This window comes from Candidatus Cloacimonas sp., from assembly GCA_035403355.1.
GTDB lineage: Bacteria > Cloacimonadota > Cloacimonadia > Cloacimonadales > Cloacimonadaceae > Cloacimonas.
In genome coordinates this window covers 124,617-136,469 of sequence record DAONFA010000001.1, presented here as the reverse complement: position 1 = coordinate 136,469, position 11,853 = coordinate 124,617, and the positions used below count along the sequence as shown (strand labels likewise).

The 11,853-nt window shown below is 39.3% G+C and carries 7 protein-coding genes; 2 read left to right on the top strand and 5 right to left on the bottom strand.

Features of this window, described 5'->3' with window-relative positions; genetic code table 11:
• Nucleotides 1-47: 47 nt before the first annotated feature.
• The 3 genes from PLE33_00445 to fusA are packed head-to-tail and all read right to left on the bottom strand — an operon-like array spanning nt 48 to nt 3,440.
• Entirely contained in the window at nt 48-962 is a 915-nt protein-coding gene (locus PLE33_00445; protein HPS59715.1) for a response regulator, read from the bottom strand.
• Nucleotide 963: 1 nt separating this feature from the next.
• Complete coding sequence (locus PLE33_00440) at nt 964-1,272, bottom strand: STAS domain-containing protein (protein HPS59714.1); 309 nt, start codon at nt 1,270-1,272, stop codon at nt 964-966.
• Nucleotides 1,273-1,328: 56 nt separating this feature from the next.
• Nucleotides 1,329-3,440, bottom strand: a complete 2,112-nt coding sequence (fusA, locus tag PLE33_00435) for an elongation factor G (GenBank protein HPS59713.1) — start codon at nt 3,438-3,440, stop codon at nt 1,329-1,331.
• A 932-nt stretch (nt 3,441-4,372) separates the two neighbouring features.
• Between fusA and PLE33_00430 the strand changes: the two genes are divergently transcribed.
• Entirely contained in the window at nt 4,373-5,527 is a 1,155-nt protein-coding gene (locus tag PLE33_00430; GenBank protein HPS59712.1) for an HD domain-containing protein, read from the top strand.
• Between the two features lie 37 nt (nt 5,528-5,564).
• Nucleotides 5,565-7,457 (top strand): Omp28-related outer membrane protein, encoded by a 1,893-nt coding sequence (locus PLE33_00425; GenBank protein HPS59711.1) that lies wholly within the window; start codon nt 5,565-5,567, stop codon nt 7,455-7,457.
• A 560-nt stretch (nt 7,458-8,017) separates the two neighbouring features.
• Here the strand turns inward: PLE33_00425 and PLE33_00420 are convergent.
• Complete coding sequence (locus tag PLE33_00420; protein ID HPS59710.1) at nt 8,018-10,750, bottom strand: OmpA family protein; 2,733 nt, start codon at nt 10,748-10,750, stop codon at nt 8,018-8,020.
• 101 nt (nt 10,751-10,851) lie between these two features.
• A complete protein-coding gene (locus tag PLE33_00415; GenBank protein HPS59709.1) occupies nt 10,852-11,808 on the bottom strand; it encodes a hypothetical protein in 957 nt (318 codons plus the stop codon).
• Nucleotides 11,809-11,853: the final 45 nt, after the last annotated feature.

Sequence of the window (11,853 nt, the reverse complement as noted above, 5' to 3'; positions counted from 1 at the left end):
ACGGCGACCGCCGGTACTTTTTGCCTGCTCCAGTAACTCCTGCACTGTCATTTTCTATTGTTAACCGGTATATTTTTGCAGATGGTAACCTTTCTGCCTTCATCTTCAAACTCCAATTTATCTGCAAGATGATAGAGCATAGCAATTCCCCTGCCATTATCTTCCAAATTCAGTTTGGGGTCGTTTGCCACTCTGTTAATCCATATCTTATAGTCAAAACCGGGACCATCGTCTTCAACGGAGATTTTAATAGTATTTGCATTATTACAAAGACAAAAGTGAAAACGCATTCTTCGGGAGGCATATTCAGGTTGTTGCAGCCGTTCATTAATTAAATTTTGCAGCTTATTGTGTTCTAATACCCGTTCCTGCATATTTAAGCCAAGAGTTCCATGAATATAGGCGTTGTAAACCATTTCGTCCAAACAGATTAAAATCTCGTTCAATACATTGTGTGATAAGTTCAAATTCTGCTTTAGAAAGTAATGAAAAACTTCCGAGACATCAAATTTGGAGAAATTGTTGGGATTAAGTTCAAAATGAAACTCCGCTTTCTCCAGGTTATGGTAAAATCCACTGAAATCTTTGTGCTTTTTCCGGCGTTTTAAAACGGTCTGAATGGAACGCAATAACTGCTTGCTGTCTATGGGCTTATGAATAAAATCGGAAGCTCCAAGCCGAATTGCCTCAATGAAATATTGATTCTCCAGATAACCTGTCATCAGGATAACTTCCAAATCCTTTTCGTAATCCTTGCGGATGCGGGAAAGAAATTCCAAACCGTTCATTCCGGGCATCTCAATATCACAAATTACCAAATCATATTCTTCGGCTTCGGTTTTATGTAATGCTTCAATGCCACTAAAAGCTGTATCTATCTCAAAACCGTTAATTTTAAGCAGCTCGGATAAACTTAAAACCAGAGAACTGCTATCATCCACTACCAGAATGCGAGGTTTCATTTCAGCCCAAATTAACTGTAAATAATTGATTTAGCTTTAGCATTGAAAATAATTCATATACGCTATTGGAACTTCTAATTACTACAATTTCCCCTCCCTTAGTAATAAAATCCTTGTAAAATAACAAAATTTTCCCAATTCCGGTTGAACTGATGTTGCGACAATCCAGCAAATCAAGCTCCAGAAGAGTGGCATCTGAATTAAATACTTCAGTTAATTTTTCCTGAAGAAGATAGGCATTTTCGCTATTTAAGATTCCTTCAATCTTCATTTTAGCTACTTTGCCATCAAGGACAAGTTCAATGTTCATAATTATACCTCCTCCTTATTTTTCATTATCTAAAACTGCTGATAGCTGTCAAGTGTTTATTCCACATAACCGCGAATTCTTTTTAAAACTGCGTTTTGAACCTGGACGGGACAGATTTCATACTTCTTGAATTCCAAAGTGTATATTGCTCTGCCTTGACTTAAAGAACGAATCCGGGTAGCATAGCCAAAAAGTTCGGATAGAGGCATTTCCGCTACAATTTCCTGTTTGAATTCATTCTCCCTGCGCATAATATCAATTTTTCCCCGCTTAGCATTAATATCGTTAAGAATATCCCCCACAGATTCATCCGGAGCAATAACCGATAGCAACATAATCGGTTCCATAATTACCGGCGAAGCAGCTCTCAGCCCTTTACCAATAGCAATTCCTGTAGCAATGCGATAGGCAAGCTCATTGGAATCTACAGGATTAAAGTTACCGTCTATAAGCTCAATGCAAACTCGTTCAACATTACTGCTGATAAGAGGTCCGTCATTCAAAGCATTAAAGACAGCGTCTTCAATCGGTTTCCAAAATTCCTGCGGGATTTGTTCTTCCGTCACTTTGTTGATAAAGATGTTCCTGGCATCATCCGGGAGGTCTTTTAACGGAATTGGGCTTAACCGGAATTTCACATAAGCATAATTTCCCTTTCCGTTCAGTTCACGCTGGAAAACTTCTTCCGTTTCCACTTCTTTGGTGATGGTTTCTTTGTAGGAGACCTGAGGATTGCCTTGATTTACTGCTACTCCGAATTCTCTGCGTAAACGCTCTACAATTATTTCCAAATGCAATTCTCCCATTCCGGAAATCAATGTCTGTCCCGTATCCTTATCAATATGCACTCTAAAGGTAGGGTCTTCTTCTTCCAACCGCTGCAAAGCAATATTCAGATTTTCCTGGTCTGCTTTCGTTTTGGGCTCAATAGCCATAGAAATTACAGTATCGGGAAAGTGCATTTTGGAAAGCAATACTGCTGTTGAACCATCGGTAATAGTATCTCCGGTCATTAAAAATCTGGAGCCGACAATCGCTCCAATATCTCCTGAATGGAGATTATCCAAATCGTTTTTACGGTTACTCATCATTTGCAAAATGCGGGAAACCCGTTCTTTTTTATCATTGGTCTGATTTATAAAAGAACCGCCTTTCTTTAAAGTGCCGGAATAAACCCTTATGTAAACAAGACGCCCCACATATTTATCAACTTGCACTTTGAAAGCTAAAGCTACCAGAGGTCCTTTGGGGTCAGGACTGATATTAACGGGGTTATGCGTTACGGGTTCAAAACCTTGCGTATCACCTATATCAAGCGGTGAAGGTAAAAAATCACATATTCCATCCAAAAGAAGTTGAATACCTTTGTTTTTTAACGAACTTCCGCAAAAAACAGGCACAAATTGACAGCTGATCGTCCCCTTGCGAATTGCCTCTTTTAAGATACTTACAGAAATCTCTTCTCCTTCCAGAAACTGCAGCATAAGTTCGTCACTGAATTCGCTTACCTTTTCCAAAAGCTCTTCCCGCATCCTTTTTGCACTTTCCAGATATTTTTCCGGAATTGCCGTGTGCTTCACTTCATAGCCATAAGTTAAAGGATCAAAATAAAATGCCTGCATCGTGATTAAATCTATCACCCCTTCAAAGTTATCTTCACTGCCCATCGGAAAATTCACCGGAAAAGCATTAGGAGTAAGCCGCTCTCTAATCATTTGTATGCAATGAAAATAATCCGCTCCAATCCGATCCATTTTGTTGATATACGCCAAGCGGGGAACATAATAACGATTTGCTTGATTCCAAACTGTTTCTGATTGTGGTTCCACGCCTCCAACCGCACAAAAAACACCTATCGCACCATCTAAAACACGCAAGGAGCGTTCTACTTCAGCCGTAAAATCTACATGCCCGGGAGTATCAATAATATTTATCTGACAGTTATTCCAGAAACAAGTAACGGTGGCAGAAGTAATTGTTATTCCTCTTTCCTTTTCCTGTTCCATCCAGTCCGTAAAAGTATTTCCATTATGCACTTCACCCATTTTATGCAGATATCCTGAATAGAACAGAATGCGTTCTGTGGTTGTTGTCTTTCCGGCATCAATATGAGCCATTATCCCTATATTGCGTATTTTAGTAAGCGGACTATCCGCATCGGTATCCATATCTAAATCCTTTTTACAGTTTATAAACCAAAAAATCAAGGTTGGCTTGTTTGTCTATGAAAAAGTCCAAGGGGGCGAGAGGTCAAGGGGTCGAGAGGTCAAGGGGGCGAGAGGTCAAGGGGTCAAGGGGTCGAGAGGTCAAGGGGTCGAGAGGTCAAGGGGTCGAGAGGTCAAGAGGGCGAGAGGTCAAGAGGTTTAAAGTAGCGAATAGTTGAATTCTGATTCGGTAAAGGCAAAAATGGCTTTTAAAGAACTGTCTTCTTAGTAACGAAGAACGACTTTAACATCCTGATAAAACAAAACAAACGCTGCTATTTCTTTTGCACTTTCTCCCAATGAGCTATAATATCATCTCGTAATTTGCTCAAGCGTATTTTCACTTCTGCCCAATCACTGAAATGATATTCCTCTTTAACCTCAATTGTTTCATTATTCTTTAAATGTATTGCAAAGCCAATTAACTGCTTTTCAATTATCCTTCCTGCCTGACCCTATTCTCTAATTTTAGAGATGCTTTCCACACGCGTTAAATCAATCTTTTTACCATCCGGCAAAGTATATAACATAGCAACCACCAGTAATAAAAGTCAATAAAAACCATAAGAATTGTTTATATATTTCTTGTCAATGAGTTTTTGCGAAAAGCCCATTATTTTTAATATTTATGCTACCAACCAGATTTATCCCCCACTAACACATTTCCCTGCAACGCACCATTCATTCAAGAACCGATATTAGCTAACAAATAGAATTTAAATCCAGAAAATCTCATTCGTCTTGTTCAGTCCGGAGCTATTATCAAATCAAAAACCATGTAGTCAGTGTAATGTTTATTATTTGAAAAGCTTAGGTTATATTCTTGCAAAGATGCAAAGTAACACTTGACAGTATCCCTATTTGAAATATTATATCAGTATGGAGAAAGGAAATAAATGAGGAATGACGAACTAACCAATATCTTCAATGAAATCAGAGCTGCTTACGAAAGCACTTTAGGCAAGCGTGCTTTTCATTCTGTAAATGCCTGGCGCAGTAAAAAAGAAGAGCCGGATATTATGCGTTCCCAATTTGCCGTGGATAGAGATAGAATTCTTTACAGTGGTGCTTACCGTCGCTACCATGGAAAAACACAGGTTTTCTCTTTCACCAATATGATTGATGAAGAAATGACTAACCGCAATCTGCATATTGCCTATGTTTCCCAAATCGCACGCACTATAGGAAAATATCTGAAACTAAACACGGAATTGATTGAGGCAATTGCCTTGGGGCATGATTTGGGGCATTGTCCTTTTGGTCATGATGGTGAGAATACTCTTTCCCTGTGTTGTGTGAAATACGGTATCGGGGAATTTCATCACAACATTGAAAGTTTGCACATCGTAGATCACATTTCCCGCAAGGGGAAAGGACTGAATTTAACTTTTCAGGTACGAGACGGCATAATTTCCCACGATGGAGAAGTGCACAACACGCAGCTAATTCCTCAAACCAATAAAACCGAGGAGGATATTCAGAATTATATTTTGGCTAAAAAAGCCGGCAGGGATATTCAATTTATGCCAGCTACTCTGGAAGGATGTGTAGTTCGCATTACCGATACTATTGCCTATATAGGACAAGATATAGAAGATGCCATTCGTTTTAATATTCTTAATAGAGATGAGCTTCCTCCAGAGCAGGTTGCCTATTTGGGCAATACTAATAGTCAGATAATTGAAACCCTCATCAAAAGCGTGATTGTAAATAGCTACGATCAGGATTTCATTGCTTTTGATAAAGAGACCAGTGAGCATCTTTTGGCTTTGAAAAAATTCAATTACAAAAGAATTTACACCGATGATAATGTGAAAAAATCAAATTCCATTATTTACCGCACAATGCCTATCCTTTTTGATATTTACTTGAATGACATCCAGGAAAATAATCGGGAATCCAAAATATTCAAACATTTCCTGAACCACAAATTTCCCGAATACCTGGATAATTTCTCGCCGGCAGAACAAGTGCGCGATTTTATAGCAACAATGACAGACCGCTATTACAACGAAGAAATTAAGGCATATCTTCTCCCCTGGAGAGGATAATAATGTTTTTTAAACTAAATAAACATAAGGAGTAATAATGAAAAAAATTCTCTTAACCCTCGTTTTTACCGGTGTCCTGCTATTTATCTTTGCAGTGCCCCGAAATTTGGTAGTTGTAGAAATTTCTACCGGAACCTGGTGTACTTATTGTCCAGGAGCCGCTATGGGTGCCGATGACTTAATAGCAAATGGCCAGCCGGCAGCTATCATTGAAAATCATACCGGTGATAGCTTTGCCAATGCTTATTCTAATGCCCGAAATAGTTATTACAATCCAGGCGGTGTTCCTACTGCTTATTTTGACGGATTAAATGCTGTGGAGGGTGGTGACCATAACCAATCAATGTATTCTTATTACCTGCCCAGAGTTACATCGCGTATTGCTGTTGCTTCCAAATATACCATTTCCGCGACCGGTTCTCTGGATGGAAATAATTTGAACATTGTTGCTACAGTTGCCAAACCGGAAGCTGACACTAATACCAATGTCCTTTTACATTGCGTTGTTACCGAATCACATATTCAGTATTCCTGGCAGGGTCAGACGCATCTTAATTTTGTAAACCGCTTGATGTTACCTAATCAAAGCGGAACCGCCGTTTCTCTTGCCACGGGAGAAGAGCAGACCTATAATCTTACCGGAGTATTTAATTCTGCATGGAATATCAACACTTGTGAAGTAGTTCTTTTCCTGCAGAATAGTGCCACTAAAGAAATCCTTCAAGGAGTTAAGTATCCTTTGCCCGGTCTGGTGGGAGTTAATCCTGTTTCGGCAACCGAACTAAGTTTTCCCGAAACTTATATTGGAGACAGCAACAGTTTGTCTTTTACGGTGAATAACTTTTTTAATTTTACCGTAACCGGCACGATTTCTTCATCCAATCCTGTTTTTGTTCCTGAACAGACCAATTTCAGCATTGAACCCTATCAATCCTGCACTGTCAATGTAGATTTCGTTCCTGCTTCTGCAGTTCCATATACAGGAACCTTAACTTTAAACAGCAATCTAAGTGGCTACAATGTAGTTCAGATTCCCCTTACCGGAACCGGTTTTAATAATGCCCCGCCAGTTGCCGCCAATTTAATTATAGCAGGTCCTCCTGTCGTTTATCAGGGAATAACCGTTCTCTATGATTTTTCCGATCCTGATGGCGATGCCGAAGGCACTACTCAATTCCAATGGATGCAGATGTTCAATAATCAACCGGTTATAATTCCTAATGCTACTCAACAGACCTATACCATTCAACCGGAAGATTTGGATTATTCAATTGCCTGTCAAATAACCCCGTTTGACCAACATGGTATGGCTGGAACTCCGGTTCTAAGTTCTCCTACTATTCCTATTGAAGATTTACCCGCACCGCAAAATCTTACGGGAACTTTTACTCCTCCCAATACCGTTACCCTGCATTGGCAAAAACCAATTCACTATCAGGGAAAGGCATTTAGTGGTTATCGCATTTTCCGCGATGGTTCAACGCTGTATAATTTAATGAACCCGGATTCCCTCTCCTATACAGATATAAATGTTCCAGATGGAACTCATACCTATTGGGTTTGTTCCATTTTCACCTATCCGCTATTAGTTTCTAATCCCTCAAATTCTATTACTGTTATGGTGAATGTGCCCAATGATGATGAAATTGCATCTGCTCTTAATAATGTTTGTGCCTACCCCAATCCTTTCAAAGGAAATACTACCTTCAAAATTTCGGGCAAATCAAACCGCCCTGTCACTATTGAAATCTATAATTTGAAAGGGCAACTGATAAAGCGTTTAGCAACTAAAACCGACCAAAACGGTTCAGCTCAGCTTAGTTGGAATACCTTGGATGAAAACACCAAGCCGGTTAGAAACGGGATTTATTTCTACCGCACGATTTGCGATAGCTCCAGCGAAACCGGAAAATTGATTCTGCTGAAATAGCGGCTAACGCAATTTCCTGATTCTTTATTCAGAACACACTCCCAACGGCAATGCAGCTGTTGGGAGTTTTTTTTATGCTTGTTCACAATGGCAAAGTATATGGTTTTCATTTTGAGAATGCATAAATATTTTCCTGACTGAAGCAGATTCCTGCCCAAGTTGAAACCTTTATGCTTCTATAAACCTTCTTTAGCGATTCTTTAACGAAGTTAATGTATTGTTAAAGGATCGTTAAAGAGTCATTAAAGAAATGACCAGCCAACAAGAAGCTAAACAAAGTCCCCAAGGTAATTTCAGGTGTATTGCAACAAATGTAGTTGCTAAAAAGAGGGGTATCCATAAGAAAGGCATAAAGTTAAATGCCCATTTTTATTTTATGTATTCTCAATACGGAATGCATATAATTTCGTTCGCCAAAAAGCTGCTTCTCTCACACTTTGTATCTCTTTTTTTCTGTGCTGTCTGTACCATCTGTGCGAGACAATATTCACCCGGTTTGGCAAAAAAAGAATCCTGAAGCAAGCTCCAGGATTCTTTAGTATAGTTAATTTATCAGAGTGTTATTTTTTCACCGTAAAGGAATAAATATCCCTGCCTTGAGATTGAACTTTCCAACCCAGCATCATATCAGCAATATCTTCTGTTGTTTCTTCATCCAGATTACCCAAAAGGTCTTGCACATTTGCCGATTGGATTTTGCCGTTATTCAGGAAAAGGTCAACTTTTACGCTGAATTGTTTATTGCCGGCTAATGCTTGTTGAATCATAGTTTTAAACTGTGCTTCCAGGGAGGAAGGAATTCCGGTTTTCGTAACAGTATAGGCAGAATCTTTGGAAATTGTTTTTACCACGCGGGCTTTTTTCTCTGCCTGCATAAATTCTTTTTCCAGGTCTTCGTAACTATCCTCTTTATATTCAATTCCCAGGATTTTCATTTCGGTTCTGCGGTTCTTCTGTCTTCCTTCAGGAGTAGAATTGGAGGCAATAGGTTTATCAAATCCGTAGCCGATGGTTTTAATGCGTTTCTGATCAATGCCGTTTTTGATTAGGTAATCTGCAACAGCTTGTGCGCGGGCTTCGGAAAGTTTTTGATTATACTGTTTACTGCCAATATTATCTGTATGCCCCGAAAGCTCAATTTCCAGGGTCTCATTTTCCTTCATAGTAGCCAAAACCGGTTCCAGGATTTCCAGAGACCTGGAAGTAAGAACTGCCTTATTAAACTCAAATTCTACATTCTCCAGTTCAAAGACAGCTTCTTTTTCCAATTTGGACAAGCGGAAATTCTTAGTAATATTTTGTTGCTCTTCCGGAATATCTATCTCACCCGAAATCTGCAAATAGTTTGGTTTGGAAACACGGTATTGAAATTTGGGGATACGCGGCAACGAAATGCTATAATCACCGTTACTATCAGTTACAACCCGATATTCAATAATTTCATCTTCATTTTCATAAATCCAGGCAACCATAGCAACCAAAGGATTATCATTATCGTCAAAGACCTTACCGCTAAGCGTAACTTCATTCCCCAATTTTACTAAACGAATAATTGTGTCATAACTATTCACATCCTTGGGAATAGTTATAATTTCTTCCCGCACTGCAAAGCCGGGTTCTTCAATTCTGTATTTAAGCTTATCCATAAGGGGAGTATAGAGTTTAAAGGCACCCTCATTATTGCTTTCTACAATAACTTCGGTTAATTCACCCTCATAAACATAGCTCCACCGAATACTGCACTTAACAGGATTATTTTCCTCATCTAGAACTTTGCCGTTGATGGCAAGATTTCCACCTTCTCCAATACCTGTTTCTGTGGGAAGAGTGATATTTACAAATATCTCATTCTTATCTGGAGGAATATCTATGGCTCCGGTCGTCTTTTTATAACCGGGAGTATTTATTTCAAAAGCAACATCGGTAGCATCCCCGGGTAAAGTGAAGGAAAAAGTTCCCAAATCATCGGATGGAATAATACGCATAAAGGTTTTATCTTTCAGATTATAAACCCATATAATATCCGTCTTTACCGGATGATTTTTATCGTCCACAACTACACCGCTGATTTTCAACTCTTGAAATGTTTGGGGAACAACCTGTGTTTCTTCACTGGGCTTCACTCCTGTTAGTAAGGCAATTTGTTCCTTCATCTTATCCAGTAAACCAAGGTCTATCGTATAGATATCTTCCTGTCCCATTCCTCCAACTCTGTTGGAACACAAATAGGCATTTTTGCCATCAGGAGCAATTGTAAAATAGCGATCATCTTTCACGGAATTGATAACGGGTCCTAAATTTACCGGTTTGCTCCATTGTGTCCAGGAATTTCCTATCCGCGTGGAAACAAAGATATCATTTCCGCCAAAACCGTTATGCCCGAAAGAGGCAAAATATAGATATTTTCCATCAGAACTCAGGAAAGGGGATTGCTCGTCATAAGGAGTATTGATAACCTCGCCAATATTAACAGGAACAGACCAGGTTCCGTTTATATTCTCTGAAACAAAAAGATCATAATTCTTATGATTGCCGTCACGATTGCTGGTTAAAAACATAACTTTATCTCGCCAGACAAAGGGTTGCAAATCATAATAATTACTGGAGACCTCTTTAATCAAAGTTGGTTTGTTCCAACGACCGTTATCTTTCAGAGTTGTAAGATAAATATCACCATTGGTCTTATCTTTGGAATAATACCCGAATAAATAAGCAGTTTTGCCATCCATAGATAGAGAGCCAAACGATTCATTATAATCGGTGCAGAGTTCATCTACTTCAATTGCCTCACTGAATACATAATTCTGCTGCAAAGACAGAAAAATATTTTCCTTACCAAAATTACTGTTTCGGAGAGAACTGAAATACATATATCTGCCATCTGGTGTAAATACCGGAGCATATTCTGAATCACTTGAATTAACAGCGCCCTTCAGTTTTCCCAAAGAAACCGAAACAGATTTTTGTTCCTGATACAAGGCAACCTCATTTAACATCTGCAGCAATTCTTCTTGCACTAAGGGGTCTGTAGCCAGGGAATTTTTGCTATATTCAGTAAGCCAAATATGTGCCTGTTTGTAATCTCCCAAAGCAAGATGAACTTTTCCTTGTAACAAGGCATATTCCGGGTCTTGATTATCCGGCGCTTGAATCATCTCCAGATTTAGCTTGGCGGATGTATAATTACCCAGTTCATAATATTGCCGGGCATTAATAAAATAGATATTATCATTTAAAGCAAGAGCAAACTGGCAGGATAGGAGGATTATCAACCAGATTATTAGTTTCTTCATTATATCTCCTCTACCGTGAGCGTTTCCCCTGAGAAATCGTCTCAGGGGAATACACCCACAATTATTTTTATTGCATACCAGAAATCCCGGTTAACCGCATTTTAGAAATGCAGTAACAGGGAAACTGAATGAGTATCATTCAAGTATTCATCATGTGCTATCTGGAATGCATAATTCATTTCTAACATCTTAAACCGCAGTCCTGCACCAGCTGTGAATGCACCGTCATTTACACCGGCACGAATTCCAGCTTGAACTTTGGATAGGATATCAGACCAGGTTGCACTCTCTCTAATACGAATTCCGGATAAACTGGAACCAATTTCGGCATCATCTTTAACACCGAGCCAATACTCTACACCCAACCGCAATTTTGAGTCCTCAAAATTATCCCTGCCGGAAAGGTCTGCAGCAATAATCAAACCCGGAATAGGATAGGCGGCAATGCCAGGAATGAACTCTATGGGAATGTCATCTTCTTCTCCCGGATATTTGGCAACTAAATCACGCACAACCATCCCTGCATTAAAATAACGATTGATATGATAGAGAACTCCTAAATCCACTCCATAACCGGTTTCGGATTCATTATCCTGATTAGAAAGATAAAACTTTGGCGTTACACCGAAATTAACTTTCCCTATTTTAGCTGCATAACTTAAAGCAAGCGTGTTATCACTATTGCTGAATTCCCCGGTAGGATTACCATTAACATCGTATCCTGGAATATCACTAACAGTAGCATTTTGCCAGGATGCCGCTATATAACCCATGGGAAGCACAAACCCTAAAGCAAGTGCATTATGATTTCTATCCCAAGCCATATTCTGTCTTGTGGCTGAAGTAAATTCTATCGTTTTAACATCTGCTAAAACTGCCGGATTCAGGTATGCGCTTGAGACATTATCCAAAAACGCGGTCCCAGTTCCACCCATACCAATAGAACGGGCATCTATACCGAGCAATTGATATGCTGCTGCAGAATTATCTTCAGCAAAGACAGAAGACAGTGAAATCACCAGTATCAGGGCTATCAGTACTGATTTAATTTGTTTCATTTTTTTCCTTCCTTTCGGTTGGAAGGGAGGAGGAGTTCCTCCTCC

Excerpts from the sequence above, each read along its gene's own strand:
- PLE33_00445 (HPS59715.1), bottom strand. The coding sequence starts at position 962 with ATGAAACCTCGCATTCTGGTAGTGGATGATAGCAGTTCTCTGGTTTTA.
- PLE33_00440 (HPS59714.1), bottom strand. The coding sequence starts at position 1,272 with ATGAACATTGAACTTGTCCTTGATGGCAAAGTAGCTAAAATGAAGATT.
- fusA (HPS59713.1), bottom strand. The coding sequence starts at position 3,440 with ATGGATACCGATGCGGATAGTCCGCTTACTAAAATACGCAATATAGGG.
- PLE33_00430 (HPS59712.1), top strand. The coding sequence starts at position 4,373 with ATGAGGAATGACGAACTAACCAATATCTTCAATGAAATCAGAGCTGCT.
- PLE33_00425 (HPS59711.1), top strand. The coding sequence starts at position 5,565 with ATGAAAAAAATTCTCTTAACCCTCGTTTTTACCGGTGTCCTGCTATTT.
- PLE33_00420 (HPS59710.1), bottom strand. The coding sequence starts at position 10,750 with ATGAAGAAACTAATAATCTGGTTGATAATCCTCCTATCCTGCCAGTTT.
- PLE33_00415 (HPS59709.1), bottom strand. The coding sequence starts at position 11,808 with ATGAAACAAATTAAATCAGTACTGATAGCCCTGATACTGGTGATTTCA.